The organism is Pseudarthrobacter sp. TAF60_1 (genome assembly GCF_052113505.1).
Taxonomy (GTDB): domain Bacteria; phylum Actinomycetota; class Actinomycetes; order Actinomycetales; family Micrococcaceae; genus Arthrobacter.
On sequence record NZ_JBFRDI010000001.1, the window covers coordinates 1 to 15,336 of the forward strand.

General features: G+C 66.8%; 11 protein-coding genes. 3 read left to right on the plus strand and 8 right to left on the minus strand.

Annotation, left to right across the window (positions count from 1 at the left end):
* Window positions 1-163: 163 nt before the first annotated feature.
* The 7 genes from AB4Y73_RS00005 to AB4Y73_RS00035 form a co-directional block, all read right to left on the minus strand.
* A complete protein-coding gene (locus AB4Y73_RS00005) occupies window positions 164-1,249 on the minus strand; it encodes an inositol-3-phosphate synthase (protein WP_441866967.1) in 1,086 nt (361 codons plus the stop codon).
* 159 nt (window positions 1,250-1,408) lie between these two features.
* The gene (gene mgrA / locus AB4Y73_RS00010) at window positions 1,409-2,446 is read right to left on the minus strand and encodes an L-glyceraldehyde 3-phosphate reductase (protein ID WP_441866970.1); all 1,038 of its coding nucleotides are present in this window, start codon (window positions 2,444-2,446) and stop codon (window positions 1,409-1,411) included.
* A 93-nt stretch (window positions 2,447-2,539) separates the two neighbouring features.
* Window positions 2,540-4,309 (minus strand): malto-oligosyltrehalose trehalohydrolase, encoded by a 1,770-nt coding sequence (gene treZ, locus AB4Y73_RS00015; RefSeq protein WP_441866972.1) that lies wholly within the window; start codon window positions 4,307-4,309, stop codon window positions 2,540-2,542.
* A complete protein-coding gene (gene treY, locus AB4Y73_RS00020) occupies window positions 4,306-6,624 on the minus strand; it encodes a malto-oligosyltrehalose synthase (RefSeq protein ID WP_441866974.1) in 2,319 nt (772 codons plus the stop codon). Before treY ends, treZ begins: the two co-directional genes overlap by 4 nt.
* Window positions 6,621-8,879 (minus strand): glycogen debranching protein GlgX, encoded by a 2,259-nt coding sequence (gene glgX / locus AB4Y73_RS00025; RefSeq protein WP_441866976.1) that lies wholly within the window; start codon window positions 8,877-8,879, stop codon window positions 6,621-6,623. Before glgX ends, treY begins: the two co-directional genes overlap by 4 nt.
* A 182-nt stretch (window positions 8,880-9,061) precedes the next feature.
* The gene (locus AB4Y73_RS00030; RefSeq protein ID WP_441866978.1) at window positions 9,062-10,588 is read right to left on the minus strand and encodes an NAD(P)H-hydrate epimerase; all 1,527 of its coding nucleotides are present in this window, start codon (window positions 10,586-10,588) and stop codon (window positions 9,062-9,064) included.
* A gap of 36 nt (window positions 10,589-10,624) precedes the next feature.
* Window positions 10,625-10,972 carry a holo-ACP synthase gene (locus AB4Y73_RS00035; protein ID WP_275212276.1) on the minus strand — a complete coding sequence of 116 codons (348 nt, stop codon included), beginning with the start codon at window positions 10,970-10,972 and terminating at the stop codon, window positions 10,625-10,627.
* A gap of 193 nt (window positions 10,973-11,165) precedes the next feature.
* Here AB4Y73_RS00035 and AB4Y73_RS00040 point away from each other — a divergent pair, with 193 nt between their 5' ends.
* The 3 genes from AB4Y73_RS00040 to AB4Y73_RS00050 are packed head-to-tail and all read left to right on the plus strand — an operon-like array spanning window position 11,166 to window position 13,349.
* The gene (locus AB4Y73_RS00040; protein ID WP_441866980.1) at window positions 11,166-11,930 is read left to right on the plus strand and encodes a hypothetical protein; all 765 of its coding nucleotides are present in this window, start codon (window positions 11,166-11,168) and stop codon (window positions 11,928-11,930) included.
* A gap of 24 nt (window positions 11,931-11,954) precedes the next feature.
* Window positions 11,955-12,650 carry a class F sortase gene (locus AB4Y73_RS00045; protein WP_441866982.1) on the plus strand — a complete coding sequence of 232 codons (696 nt, stop codon included), beginning with the start codon at window positions 11,955-11,957 and terminating at the stop codon, window positions 12,648-12,650.
* 60 nt (window positions 12,651-12,710) lie between these two features.
* On the plus strand, window positions 12,711-13,349 hold the full coding sequence (locus AB4Y73_RS00050; RefSeq protein ID WP_441866984.1) for a hypothetical protein: 639 nt from the start codon (window positions 12,711-12,713) through the stop codon (window positions 13,347-13,349).
* 10 nt (window positions 13,350-13,359) lie between these two features.
* On the opposite strand, the gene glmS is transcribed toward AB4Y73_RS00050, so the two are convergent.
* Complete coding sequence (gene glmS, locus AB4Y73_RS00055; protein WP_441866987.1) at window positions 13,360-15,252, minus strand: glutamine--fructose-6-phosphate transaminase (isomerizing); 1,893 nt, start codon at window positions 15,250-15,252, stop codon at window positions 13,360-13,362.
* Window positions 15,253-15,336 lie beyond the last annotated feature (84 nt).

A 15,336-nucleotide genomic window follows, 5' to 3' on the forward strand; every position in this document is an offset into this window, starting at 1 on the left:
AAGCCCTCGGCTACACCGTCACCCTGACACCCGCAGCCTGACCCCGTCTTCATACCCACACCAACACCCGCCAGACCATCACGGGGTGAACCAGTGCGCACCGACCGCGGTCACGTCCCCTCCATTTTCGGACTAGTGAGAGAGCGTCCGGGGGTGGGGCGGGTTAGCGCTCCAGGTCGCCGCGGATGAAGGCCTCGACCTTTTCGCGGGCGAGGTCGTCGTTGAACTGCTCCGGCGGGGACTTCATGAAGTAGCTGGAGGCAGAAAGCAGCGGGCCGCCAATGCCGCGGTCCAGGCCGATCTTGGCGGCACGGATGGCGTCGATGATCACGCCGGCGGAGTTGGGTGAGTCCCACACTTCGAGCTTGTATTCCAGGGACACGGGGGCGTCGCCGAAGTTGCGGCCTTCGAGGCGGACGAAGGCCCATTTGCGGTCATCGAGCCACTGTACGTAGTCGGATGGGCCGATGTGGACGTCGCGCGGGGCGATGTCGGCCTCGACGTTTGAGGTCACGGCCTGGGTCTTGGAGATCTTCTTGGACTCGAGCCGGTCACGCTCCAGCATGTTCTTGAAGTCCATGTTGCCGCCGACATTCAGCTGGTACGTGCGGTCCAGGGTGACGCCGCGGTCTTCAAAGAGCTTGGCCATGACGCGGTGCGTGATGGTGGCACCGATCTGGCTCTTGATGTCGTCGCCCACGATCGGCACGCCGGCCGCGGTGAACTTGTCGGCCCAGGCCTTGGTGCCGGCGATGAAGACGGGCAGGGCGTTGACGAAGGCGACGCCGGCGTCGATGGCAGCCTGCGCGTAGAACTCGGCAGCTTCCTGGGATCCGACGGGCAGGTAGCAGACCATGACGTCAGCCTTGGCGTCCTTGAGGGCCTGAACCACGTCAACGGGCTCTTCGGTGGACTGCTCGATGGTCTCGAGGTAGTACTTGCCGAGGCCGTCCAGGGTGTGGCCGCGCTGGACGGTCACGCCGGTGGGGGGAACCTCGGCGATCTTGATGGTGTTGTTTTCGCTGGCCAGGATGGCATCGGCGAGGTCAACCCCAACCTTCTTGCCGTCCACATCAAAAGCGGCAACAAACTGCACGTCATTGACGTGGTACTTGCCGAACTCGACGTGCATCAGACCCGGGATCGTGGCCTGGGGATCGGCGTCGCGATAGTAGTGCACACCCTGGACGAGCGAGGCGGCGCAGTTACCTACACCAACAATGGCAACACGAATCGGATTTGCAGACACGGAACTCCTTTGAAGACAACCTCAGCCGCCAGGACGGTCAGCACCGGAACGTACGACGGCGGCGCGCTGGCAGTGCGCCAAACGGCGCCTTATCATCTTACCCAACCAAGTGGGGGCCGGGATTGTTCCCGGCCCCCGCAACCTTAAAGGTGCAGTACGTTACTTCTGCTTCCAGAGGTTGATGTCCGATTCCACGGCGAACTCGTCGATTGCCTGCAGTTCCTCATCGGTGAATTCAAGGTTGTTGATGGCGGCGAGGCTGTCTTCGAGCTGCCGGACGCTGGAAGCGCCAATAAGGGCGGATGTCACCGAAGTGCCCTTGCCCTGCTCGCGGAGGATCCAGGCAACGGCCATCTGCGCCAGTGTCTGGCCCCGGCCTTCCGCAATGGCATTGAGCCCGCGGATGCGGCCCAGGTTCTCGTCCGTGATCATGCCCTGATCCAGGGACTTGTCCTGCGCCGCGCGTGAATCGGCGGGCACGCCGTTGAGGTAGCGGTCGGTGAGCATCCCCTGGGCGAGCGGGGAGAAGGCGATGGATCCGGCGCCCACCTCTTCAAGCGCCTGGTGCAGGTTGGGCGAACCGTTCTCCGTCCAGCGGTTCAGCATGGAGTAGCTCGGCTGGTGGATCAGCAGCGGCGTGCCCAGTTCCTTCAGGATCCGGGCGGCCTCCAGGGTCTGCTCCGGGGTGTAGGAGGAGATCCCGGCGTAGAGCGCTTTGCCCGATCGGACTGCAGAATCCAGTGCGCCCATGGTTTCTTCCAGCGGCGTCTGGGGGTCCGGGCGGTGGCTGTAGAAGATGTCCACGTAATCCAGGCCCATGCGCGCCAACGACTGATCGAGGCTGGCCAGCAGGTATTTCCGGGAACCCCAGTTGCCGTACGGCCCTGGCCACATGTCGTAGCCGGCCTTGCTGGAGATGATGAGTTGGTCCCGGTACGGCTTGAAGTCGGCCTTGAAGTGGCGGCCGAAGTTGGTCTCGGCGCTGCCGTAGGGCGGGCCGTAGTTGTTGGCGAGGTCGAAGTGGGTGACGCCCAGGTCGAAGGCACGGCGCAGGATGGCGCGCTGTGTCTCGAACGGCTTGTCGTCGCCGAAGTTGTGCCAGAGTCCCAGCGAGATGGCCGGGAGCCTCAGGCCGCTGCGTCCGACGCGGCGGTAGGGCATGGAGTCGTAGCGGTTTTCCGCGGCTGAATACGTCATGTGTTCCATCCTGCCATCCGTGACGCGGGCAACGGCCGAGTACGGAGGTGTTACGCCGCGGGCTGACTGGTGCCAGCCCGCGGCCAACAAGCCTTAGTCCAAGACTATGGAGGCACTCCACGATGCGAGGGTGAGCGAGCCGCCGTCCTGCTGGGCGGCGCCCTCAGTACTCAGCAGCACCGTTCCGCCCACGTTCTCAAGCCGGACCGGCTTCGAGGCGAAGTTCACCAGCACTTCCACTGGCCCGCGCCGGAAACGCAGCCACCCGGCGTCGTCGTCGAATTGGACGTGGGTTTCCCCGAACCCGAGCCGGGCCAACTCGGGGTGCTCACGCCGCAATGCGGTAAGTGACCGGTAGAGCGACAGGAGCCGCGCGTGGTCGCCTTCCGAAACTTCGGCCCAGTCGAGCTTGGAGCGCCGGAACGTTTCGGGATCCTGCGGATCGGGCACGACGGCGGGATCCCACCCCATGCGCTCGAACTCGTGGATCCTGCCTTCCGCCGTCGCCTTGCCCAGCTCCGGTTCGGGGTGGGAGGTGAAGAACTGCCACGGCGTGGAGGCCCCGAATTCCTCGCCCATAAACAGCATGGGCGTGAACGGCGATGTCAGTGTCAGGACGGCGGCCACGGCCAGCGGCCCGTAGGGCAGTGACTGGGACAGCCTGTCCCCCACGGCGCGGTTGCCGATTTGGTCGTGGTTCTGGTTGCACACCACCAGGGCTGCGGGGTGGACCAGCGAGGTGTTGATGGTCCGGCCGTGGTGGCGTCCGCGGAAGCTGGAGTAGCTGCCGTCATGCAGGAAGCCGTCGTTGAGGACCTTAGCCAACACGCCGAGGGACGCAAAGTCCGCGTAGTACCCCGTAGTTTCGCCGGTGACGTTGACGTGCACGGCGTGGTGGAAGTCGTCGCTCCACTGCCCGGCGAGCCCGTAGCCGTTGGCGTCACGGGGGTAGAGCAGCCGCGGATCGTTGAGGTCCGACTCGGCAATCAGGGTCTTGGGCAGCCCGGTCTCGGCCGAGATGGCGTCACCCAGCGCGCCCAGGTCCTCCAGCAGATGCACGGCCCGCTCGTCCCGGAGCGCGTGCACGGCGTCGAGGCGCAGGCCGTCCACATGGTAGTCGCGCAGCCACAGGGCCGCGTTGTCCAGGATGTACTCACGAACGACGTCGGAGCCCGGGCCATCGAGGTTGACCGAGTCACCCCATGTGTTGGCGTTGCCCTGCTTCAGATAGGGCCCGAACCGCGGCAGGTAGTTCCCGCTGGGGCCCAGGTGGTTGTAGACCACGTCCTGGATGACGCCCAGCCCGGCGGCGTGGGCGGCATCCACAAAGCGCTGGTAGGCAGCAGGCCCGCCATAACCTTCGTGGACCGCGAACCACTGCACGCCGTCGTAGCCCCAGTTGTGGGTGCCGTTGAAACCGTTGACCGGAAGCAGTTCCACAAAATCGACACCGAGGTCCGCGAGGTAGCCGAGCTTGCCGGCCGCCGCATCCAGGGTTCCTTCGGGGGTAAACGTTCCAACGTGGAGTTCGTAGATGACCGAGCCGCGCAGTTCCTTCCCGTGCCAGCCGGCGTCCTGCCAGACGTGAGAGGCGGGATCGTAGGTCCGGGACAGGGCATGGACGCCGTTCGGAACCCGCCGCGACCGGGGGTCCGGCAGCGGCTGGGTTTCGCCGTCGAGCAGGTAGCCGTAGTCAACCTCGGCATCCGCGGGGGCGTCCGGCGCGGACCACCAGCCCTCCGCGCCGGGGGCCGCGGCCACCTGCTTCATCGGGTACTGCTGCCCGTTGGCGAGCAGGACCACCGCAGAGGCGTCCGGCGCCCAGACATCGAACCGTTCGGATCCTGCATTGACCAGGGTCATTCGCTTTCTCCATCCACCGGCACCAGCAGAGCCACCGGGTAGGTACCCAGGACAGCGGCAACCGAAACGGTTCCGGCCCCGTAGCTGGTTCCGGTAAGTTCGTCCCGCATCGCCGCGGGGATTTCGACGGCGGTGTCCCGCCACCCGCCGTCGCGCTCCAGTGCCACGGGGAGCCTGGTGGCGAAGGTGATGATGCCGGACGCGCCGCGTTGGAAGGCCAGCAGATGCTGCGCGGCCGCACCGGTTGCGGTCAGCGGGCTGTAGCCCTGGAAGAGTTCAGGCCGGTCGCGGCGCAGCCGCAGTGCGCGGGAGGTCACCAGCAGCTTGCTGGCTTCCGTACCTGCTGCAGGCACGGTGCCGGCGTCGATCGCAGCCAACTCCTTGACCCGCTGCGCAAAGTCAACGGGGCGCCGGTTATCCGGGTCGGTCAGCGACCGCTCCCAGAACTCAGAGCCCTGGTACACGTCCGGCACGCCGGGCATGGTCAGCTGGATGAGCTTGGCCGCCAGTGAGTTGGACGCCGCAGCGGCGTCGATCTTCGAAACGAAGTCCTCAACCACCTTGGCGACCCGGGCGTCGTCGAACGCCGCATCCACGGCCGCCGTGACGCTGGTTTCGAACTTCTCATCCGGGTTCGTCCACGTGGTGGAGTTGCCGGCCTCACGGGCAGCCTTCTGCGCATAGCCCTGCAGGCGTTCACGCGAAGCCGGCCACGCGCCGATGACCGCCTGCCACAGCAGGTTCTCGAACGGACCGTCGGGCACCGGGGCCAATTCGCGGAGGGTGTTCAGCGTTGCCGTCCACTCGTCCGGCAGTTCGGCGATGACCGAGATCCGGGCACGGGCGTCCTCGCTGCGCTTGGTGTCGTGCGTGGACAGCGTGGTCATGGAGAGCGGCAATACCTCCTGCCGGCGTTTCATCCGGTGGTGGAATTCCTCCATAGACACAGCGAACTCGGTGGGCTCGGCCCCCACTTCGGTCAGCGTGCCCAGCCGCGTGTAGCGGTAGAACGCCGTGTCCTCCACGCCCTTGGCCATGACCATCCCCGAAGTCTGCTGGAAGCGCACGGCAATGGGGTTGGCGGGATCGAGCAGCAGCGGCAGGAGCGTGCCAACAGCCGGCGCCAGGTCCGGCCGGTGCTCCGCCGCCGAACTGCAGGCTTCCTTTAGCACTTCGGCGCCGGCCGGCAGGTAGCTGCGGTAGACCGGGAACGAGGCAATGATTTCGGCGATGGCGTCCGCCGCGAGCTCCAGGGCAAGCCCCTCGGAAGCCGGGACCAGACGGGCCAGCCGCAGCACCTCGGACCGCAGAATTCCGTCGGCAATCATCCGTTTGGTGCCGCGGATCATGTCCGCGTAGTCGGCCGGCGCGCCGGAGCCCCGCAAGGCGGCGTCCAGCGCGTCAAGGGCCGGTTCCCCCGAAGGGTCCACCAGAACACGGTCCACGTCCGCCAGGGCGTCGTAGCCGGTGGTCCCCTCGCAGCCGAAGTCGCCGGGAAGTTCCTCCCCCGGTTCCAGGATCTTCTCCACCAGGACGTACGCGCCGCCGCTGACTTCCTTGAGCCAGCGCAGGTACCCGGCAGGATCCGCCAGGCCGTCCGGATGGTCCACACGGAGCCCGTCCACCAGGCCGTCGTCGAACCAGCGCTTCACCTCGGCATGGGCCTGGTCAAAGACCCAGCGGTCTTCGACCCGGATGCCCGCCAGCGTGGTGACGGCGAAGAAGCGCCGGTAGTTCAGCTCGGCATCCGCGCGGCGCCAGTCCATCAGCTCATAGTGCTGGCGGCCGTGGACCTCCTGGGCGGAGTCGCCGTCGGAATAGGAGCCCGGTGCGAGCGGGAAGCGGTGGTCGTAGTACCGGAGCTCCCCGTCCTTCACTTGGAGCTGGTCAACGTCCCCGTCCGAGCCCAGCATCGGCAACCGGATCTTCCCGCCCCCCAGGTCCCAGTCGACGTCGAACGCTTCGGCATAAGGCGAGCCGGGGCCCTCCCGCAGCAGCGACCACCACCATGGGTTTTGCGCCGGAGAGGCCACCCCCACATGGTTGGGGACAATGTCCACCAGCACGCCCATGCCGTGGGCGCGGGCAGCCTTGGAAAGCGCCAGCAGCCCTTCGGGGCCACCTCGGTCCGGATCCACCGCCGACGGATCCGTCACGTCATAGCCGTGATCGGACCCGCGTTCAGCGGTCAGGATCGGAGAGAGGTAGACCCAGTCGACGCCCAGTGACTTCAGGTAGGGAACCGTTTCGGCAGCGTCGAAGAGCGTAAAGCTGCTGCGGATCTGGAGCCGGTAGGTGGACGCCGGAACCTTCACTTGGCGGGACCCTTCGGCTCGCTGACCTTCTTCGTTTTTGCGGGTTCCGGGGTGGTGGGCGTGCTCAGGGCGGCGGTTTCCGCGGTGGCGGTCTGCGAGAGGGCCGCGAGCGACGCCGCGACGGAGTGATCCGGCTCGGTCTCCTCAACGGTGTGGGCGCGGAGTACCACCAGGGACTTCGCGTCAACGGGCAGAGCCTCGCCGGCCTTGACCGGCTCAGTGTCGGCATTGTGGCCGGCGGTGTCGATGATGATGTCCCAGGCCGGCGCGTACTCGTCGGACGGAAGGGTGAACTTCACCATGTCGTCGTGGGCGTTGAAGTACAGGACGAAGTTCACGTCCGTGATCCGGCGGCCGCGGACGTCCTTGCCCTGGATGCCGTCGCCGTTGAGGAACACACCGACGGAGCGGCCAAAGCCGCTGTCCCAGGCTTCCGGCTTCATGGTTTCGCCGGAGGGGTCCAGCCATACGATGTCCGGCAGCCGCTCGCCTTCGCCTCGCAGCACGGGGCGGCCGTCGAAGAACCTGCTTCGGCGGAAGGTGGGGTGCTTGGCGCGAAGCGCGTTGACGGCGGAAGTGAATTCAATGAGGGGCTGGTCGATGCTGTCCCAGTTGATCCAGGTCAGTTCAGAATCCTGGCAGTAGCCGTTGTTGTTGCCCTGCTGGGTGCGGCCCAGTTCGTCGCCGTGCAGCAGCATGGGCACACCCTGGGACAGCAGCAGCGAGGCGATGAAGTTCCGCTGCTGGCGGGCGCGCATCCCGAGGACAGCCGGATCGTCGGTGGGGCCTTCGGCACCGCAGTTCCAGGACCGGTTGTGGGATTCGCCGTCGTTGTTGTCCTCGCCGTTGGCGTCGTTGTGCTTCTCGTTGTAGGACACGAGGTCCGCGAGGGTGAAGCCGTCGTGCGCGGTGACAAAGTTGATGGACGCCACGGGGCGGCGGCCGGAATGCTCGTACAGGTCCGCGGAGCCGGTGATGCGGGAGGCGAATTCGCCGAGGGTGGCCGGTTCGCCGCGCCAGAAGTCCCGGACGGTGTCGCGGTACTTTCCGTTCCATTCCGTCCACTGCGGCGGGAAGTTGCCCACCTGGTAGCCGCCGGGGCCGACGTCCCACGGCTCGGCGATCAGCTTGACCTGGGAAACCACCGGGTCCTGCTGGATGAGTTCGAAGAACGTGGAGAGCTTGTCCACGTCATAGAACTCGCGGGCCAGGGTGGAGGCGAGGTCGAACCGGAAGCCGTCCACGTGCATCTCGGTGACCCAGTAACGCAGCGAGTCCATGAGCAGCTGGAGGGAGTGGGGCTGCCGGACGTTGAGCGAGTTGCCCGTGCCCGTGTAGTCCATGTAGTGCTTCTCGTCGCCCTCCATGAGGCGGTAGTAGGACTGGTTGTCGATGCCCTTGAAGGACAGGGTGGGCCCCAGGTGGTTGCCTTCGGCTGTGTGGTTGTACACCACGTCCAGGATCACTTCGATGCCGGCCCGGTGCAGCGAGCGGACCATGGCCTTGAAGTCCTGGACCTGCTGGCCGGTATCGCCTGTGGAGCTGTAGGTGTTCTGCGGGGCGAAGAAGCCGATGGTGTTGTAGCCCCAGTAGTTGTTCAGGCCCTTGTCCTGCAGGGTTCCGTCGTTGACGAACTGGTGCACCGGCATCAGTTCGATGGCGGTGACGCCCAGCTTCTGGAGGTGCGAGATGACGGACGGGTGCGCGACGCCGGCGTAGGTGCCGCGCTGCTCCTCGGGGATCTCGGGGTGGAGTTGGGTGAGGCCCTTGACGTGGGCTTCGTAAATGACCGACTTGTGGTACGGGACGCGGGGCAGGTGGTCGCCGTCCCAGTCGAAGAAGGGGTTGATGACCACACCCATCATCATGTGCGATGCGGAGTCATCGTTGTTGATGGTGTCCGGCTCTTCGCCCAGGTTGTAGGTGAACAGCGACGGGTCCCAGTCGATCTGGCCGTGGACGGCCTTCGCATACGGGTCCAGCAGCAGCTTGTTCGGGTTGAACCGGTTGCCCGAGGCCGGGTCATACGGCCCGTAAACGCGGTAGCCGTACTTCTGGCCGGGCTGGACCTGAGGGATGTAGCCGTGCCACACGTAGCCGTCCACTTCATCGAGCGGGAACCGCGTTTCCACGCCGTCGTCATCGAAGAGGCACAGCTCCACCTTTTCGGCGCGTTCGCTGAACAGCGCGAAGTTTGTGCCAGTCCCGTCAAAAGTGGCGCCAAGCGGGTAAGCCGATCCGGGCCAGATTTCCATGCGTGCTCCTCGTTGTTGTTCGACATCGGGGCGGGCGAAACCATCGCCGCGCCATCCAGCCGGTGCAGAACCTATGCCTACGGTAGCGGGTGGGTGTGACTATTACGTTTCTACGCCCCGTGTTTACTAAGCAGGCTGACTTTACCGCACACCTCTGCTATGGCAGCAATCCTGGGGCCGGGTCAGCCGCGTAGCCGGCCCCAGACCTCCGGCACGGCGTCAGCAATCCGGCCCGCGGTCAGCGGTCCCCCGCCGGCCGCGGCGGTCCCCGCCAGGCCGTGGAGGCTGGCCCCCAGCGCCGCGATCGCCGCCCAGCGCTCATCCGGATCGATGCCCGCGTTCCGGAAGCGCCCGACGTCGGACCCCACCTGGGCGAGGAGCGCACCGATGATCCCGGCCAGGACGTCCCCGCTCCCCGCGGTGGCGAGCCACGGCGTGCCGTCCGCCTGACTGTAGAAGTCCTGGAAGGGCGAAGCGACCAGGGTGGTGGCGCCCTTGAGCAGGACGGTCGCCTCGGTCAACACGGCCGCCTGCCGGACGGTTCCCAGGGTGTTTGCCTCCACTGCGGAGCGGTCGTCGTCAGCGCCGAGCCGGCCCAGGAGCGATGCCAGTTCGCCGGCGTGCGGGGTCAGCACCACCTGCGGCGCCAGGACTTCGGGAAGGGCCGGCAGCGCACCGGCATCGGCGATCACCGGCAGGCCCGATTCGACGGCGTCGCACGCGCGCTGGAGCTGCTCCGAGTCACCGGGCCCCATGCCCGAACCCACCAGCCAGGCCTGGACCCGGGTGTCCGCCACGGAGCCGGTGCTGCAGACCACCTCGGGGCAGGACTGGCGGACCAGGTCTGCCACCTCGGGCGGGCCGAGGTAGCGGACCATGCCCGCCCCTGCGGCCAGCGCCCCGCGGCAGGCCAGCACCGCGGCGCCGGGGTAGTCTGCCGAGCCGGCCACGACGCCCAGGACCCCGCGGGAATACTTGTGGGAGCGCCTCCCGGGCTGCGGCAGCAACCGTGCGAGGTCCAGGGGCTCAAGGCGGCGCAGCGAAGGCCACGGCAAATGTTCCTCGATGCCGATGGGGACCACGTGGACGCGGCCCGCGTAGTCCGCGCCGGGGTCGGCCAGCAGGCCCACTTTGGCGGCGCCGAAGGTTACGGTCAGGTCCGCGGACAGGACCGGCGCGTGCGCCTCACCGGTGTCGGCGACCACCCCGCTGGGAATGTCGCAGGCCACCACCAGCTGTGGCCCAGGTCGAGCGGCGGAAAGCCCGGTCACCAGCGTGGCAGCAGATCCCCGCAGCCCGCCTTGCGCGCCCGTCCCCAGGACCGCGTCAAGCACGACGTCGGCACCCGCCACGTGCGCGGCGAGCTCGTGGGCGTTCCTGTCGGTGAGGAAATGCACCCGCCCGCCGCCACGCTCAAAAGCAGCCAGCGCCTCGGGGTGGGCGGAGTCCCCGGTGAGTACCGCCGTCGTACGCATTCCCCTTGCAGCGAGGAACGACGCGGCGAAGAGGCCGTCTCCCCCGTTGTTGCCTTTGCCCGCGAGGACGGCAACGCTGGCGCCGTAGAGCCGCCGGCCGCGGGTCCGCAGTTCGTGGACCACGGCGTTGGCGAGCCCGTAGGAGGCGCGGTGCATCAGCACGGCGCCCATCCCGGTGGCCAGGAGCGGCTGTTCGGCTGCCCTGATCTGGGTTCCGGTGTAGGCGCTGATCATGGTGTCAGGTGCGTGGGCGTCCCGGCGTGGGAGCGCTCAGCCTTCGGCGAGGACCGTGGCGGTGGCGATCCCGCCGTCGTGGCTGATGGACACGTGCCAGCGCTTGACGCCCTTGGCCTCGGCCACCGCCAGGACGGTGTCCTTCACCTGGATGGTGGGGCCGTGCTGGTCCAGGCCGATCCAGCAGTCCTGCCAGTTCATGCCGGCCGGCGCCCCAAGCACCTTGGCCACGGCTTCCTTGGCGGCGAACCGTGCGGCCAGGGACCGGGTGTTCAGCTCGCGTTCCGCCGGAACGAACAGCCGATCCCTGAGCCCCGGTGTCCGTTCAAGCTGACGGCCGAACCGCTCGATGTCTACAACGTCTACCCCAATGCCAACAATCATGGCTCTACTCTACGGTGACGCCGGACAGGGCGGGCCATATGACAGAAGCCCCGAGGCGCACAGCTTTCAAAATTCAAAGAACTTGTGTCCGCCGCCACATTCACACCCATCCGTCCGTGGTGCTGCTCCGAATTGCCTGCGTTCCCTGTCCGACTGGCACCAGCATCACGTGCACCCAATGAGGAGATTTTTCATGAATAAGACCCTTCGCTTTATGGCAGTCCCCACGCTGGCTTTGGCCGCGCTGGCCCTTTCCGGTTCTCCCGCGATGGCCGCGGATCAGTCCTACCAGTCGACGTTGAAGCAGCTCAATGGCAGCGCGGGTTCGGGCACTGTCACTGTTGACGTCACCGGTAATCAGGCCCACGTCGTCCTGAAGGTTTCCGGCATGCCGGCGACGTTCATGAACGCACCGTACCCGCACGTCCAGCACATCCACGGCGGGGCCAAGGGCGTCTGCCCGGACCCTTCCGCCGACACGAACGGCGACAAGGTCATCTCCACCACCGAAGGGGCACCGTCCTACGGCGGAATCGTCACCACGCTGTCCACCAGCGGCGACACCAGCCCCGCAGCAGGCCTTGACCTGAAGGTCGGCGGTCAAGGCGCTGCCTACACCGTTGACCGTACGTTCGAACTGAACGCTGAAACCAAGGCAGCCCTGCAGGCCGGCACCGCCGTCGTGGTGGTCCACGGGCTTGACCCCGCTACCCTCAGCCCGGAAGGGCAGGCCGCCAAGAGCGACCTCGCCCCCACCCTCCCGCTGGCCGCGACCTCCCCTGCCCTGTGCGGGACCTTGACGGCCGGTCAAATGAAGATGCCCGCAGGCGGCGCTAACACCGGCATCACCCAGGAGACCGGCACCGACACCGGAGCCCTCGCCATCGGTTCCGGCCTGGCCCTGATCGCCCTCGCCGGTGGAGCTTACGCTGTCCGCCGCCGCAACGCAGCAGCCTAAGCCAAAGCCGGACGGATCAATACTGTGACAATCAGGAATCCCGGCAGCCGTAGAGGTCGAGGGGCCTCCACGGCGGCCGGGGTTCTGCTCCTGCTTTCCCTGGCCGGCTGCGGCGCGGGAACCACTGGCACCCCCGACGCCGGTTCGGCACCTTCCATTTCCAGCTCACCATCAGCCACGGCGAGCGCGGTTCCTACTCCGGCCCAGGCACCCGTTGCGCCACCACCCGTTGCCCCGGCGGCCGCCCCGCAGCTTCAGGTGCTGGGCGCGTCTGCTCCCGCGACCCTGTCCATTCCCTCGATCGGCGTCCGGACGGACCTTCTCCACCTGGGACTGGAAGAAAACGGATCCCTTCAAGTCCCGCAGGACAGCGGCCACGGGGCACCGGCTGGCTGGTATAACGGCTCCCCCACTCCCGGGGAACGCGGCCCGGCCGTGCTGCTGGGCCATGTAAATGCGCTCGGCGGCGCCACCGGCGTGTTCGCTAACCTGCGCAAACTCACTCCGGGCGCCGAGATCAACGTTTCCCGAACCGACGGCAGCACGGCCGTGTTCACCGTTGACCGCGGAGCCCTATACAGCAAGAACGACTTTCCCACTCTTGAGGTTTACGGCAACACCCCAGGGGCTGAGCTGCGGCTCATCACGTGTGACGGATACGACGCCGCGACCGGACTTTTCGACGACAACTACGTCATATACGCCAAACTCAAGGCCTGACAACGGACCTGCCACTCAGCGCCACCCCGGCGGGCCGGGCCGGTCAACGAAGGATACGCAATGAAATACCCAGTCCACACATTGGCCGCCCTGGCAGCTGCTTCCCTGCTGCTGTCCGGCTGCGCCGCTGCGGCGGGGTCGGTGGGCCCGGCGCCCGCACCGCCGTCGGGCGCTTCAGCACCCGCCGCGACGTCCCCGGCAGCCGGCGGCCACGCCGGCGGGCACCACGGCAGCGCCTCGGTCGCTCCTCACGGCACCCCTGCCGGGCCCAGCGAAGCTGCCCTGATGGTGTGCGGGGACCAGCCGATGGACAGGCTCACGTCTATCCTCGGCCTGGACTACCGCCCGCATACGGTCAACCGCTGGGCAGACAGCACCTACACCTGCACCTACCACCTGCAGGAAGGCGCGTTAAACATCTCCGTCCAGGAAGCTGCGGACCAGGCGTCTGCACGGAAATACTTCGATGCAATGCAGGCCCTGGCCAAGGACGCCAAACCCATCGAGGGCCTCGCTAACCTGGGATTCCCGGCCTACGAAACCGCTGACGGGTCAGCGGTGTTCCAAAAGGACGCCTTCATCCTGCACGTGGACGCCTCCGGCCTGCCGGCCACGCTGGGCCGGGACAGCATGAGCAGGAATGCCGTGGCCTACCAGCTCTCCACCACCATCCTGGCCTGCTGGGTGGAGCACCACTGAGGATGAGTCGCTACTCGACAGTGACGCTCTTGGCGAGGTTGCGCGGCTGGTCCACGTCGTAGCCCTTGGCCGCGGCGAGTTCGGCGGCGAAGATCTGCAGCGGCACGGTGGTCAGCAGCGGCATCAGCAGCGTGGGCGTTTCGGGGACGTAGAAGACGAACTCGGCGTAGGCCTTCACGGCTTCGTCGCCTTCCTCGGCGATGACCAGGGTGCGGGCGCCGCGGGCGCGGACTTCCTGGATGTTGGAAACCACCTTGGCATGCAGCGAGTCACGGCCGCGCGGGGACGGGACCACCACGAACACCGGCTTGCCTTCCTCAACCAGCGCAATGGGGCCGTGCTTGAGCTCGCCGGCGGCGAAACCCTCGGCGTGGATGTACGCGATTTCCTTGAGCTTCAGTGCGCCTTCCAGGGCTACGGGGTAGCCCACGTGGCGGCCCAGGAACAGGACGGACTGCTCGTTGGCCATGCTTCGGGCAAGTTCGCGGAGGGGGCCGGCGCCGTCGAGGATGGTCTGGATCTTGTCCGGGATCTTGCCCAGGTCCGCCAGGACGTCCTTGATCTGCCCGGAGAACATGTTCCCGCGCAGCTGCGCCAGGTACAGGCCCAGCAGGTAGGCCGCCGTGATCTGCGCCAGGAATGCCTTGGTGGAGGCAACGGCGATTTCCGGGCCGGCGTGGGTGTAGAGCACGGCGTCGGACTCACGGGGAATGGTGGACCCGTTGGTGTTGCAGATGGAGATGGCCTTGGCGCCCTGTTCGCGGGCGTACCGGACAGCCATCAGGGTGTCCATGGTTTCGCCGGACTGGCTGATGGAGACCACCAGGGTGTTCTCGTCCAGGATCGGATCGCGGTAACGGAACTCGTGCGCGAGCTCCACCTCGGTGGGGATCCGGCACCAGTTCTCGATGGCGTACTTCGCCACGGTCCCGGCGTACGCGGCGGTGCCGCAGGCCAGCACGATGATCTTGTTGACCTTCTTGAGCTCCTCCGGATCGATGCGCAGCTCATCCAGGGTCAGGTTGCCGTTGAGGTCCGAGCGGCCCAGCAGGGTCTGGCGGACAGCGTCCGGCTGATCGTGGATTTCCTTCTCCATGAAGGAGCTGAAGCCGCCCTTGGTGGCCGATTCGGGATCCCAGTCAACGTGGTATTCCTTGCCCTGGGCCGGGTTGCCGAAGAAGTCCGTGATCTCCACCGTGTCGGCGGTGATGGTGACAATCTGGTCCTGGCCCAGCTCCACGGCGCGGCGGGTGTAGTCAATGAACCCGGAGACGTCCGAGCCCAGGAAGTTCTCGCCCTCGCCCAGGCCAACCACCAACGGCGAGTTGCGGCGGGCGGCCACCACAACGTCCGGCTGGTCAGCGTGCACGGCGAGGAGGGTGAACGCACCCTCCAACTGCTGGCAGGCGAGCTGCATGGCCCTGGCGAGGCCGCCGTCGGCAGCGCTGCCGTTCAGCTGGTTGCGGAAGATATCGCCAAGGAGCACAGCGGCGACCTCGGTGTCCGTCTCGGACGCGAACTTGTAGCCCTTGTCCACCAGGTCCAGCTTGAGCTCGGCGAAGTTTTCGATAATGCCGTTGTGGATCAGGGCCAGCTTCCCGCCGTCGGCCAGGTGCGGGTGCGCGTTCTGGTCCGTGGGTCCGCCGTGGGTGGCCCAGCGGGTGTGGCCGATGCCGGTCAGGGTGTCCGGCAGCGGGTGTTCCTCCAGCTCGGCGCGGAGGTTGCTCAGCTTGCCGGACTTCTTCCGGGACTCGATGGCCCCGTCCGAGACCACGGCAACGCCTGCGGAGTCATAACCCCGGTACTCCAGGCGCCGCAATCCTTCAAGGACTACATCCAACGCGCTGTGACCGGCATTGCCACGGCCATCAGCATGACCCACATATCCCACGATTCCACACATGCGCTACAGCTTATCGGCAGCTGGGTTCAGATTTAAACATCAGGGGCCCATTTCGCTCTCGGGCGCGCGCGGGGCAGAATCTCT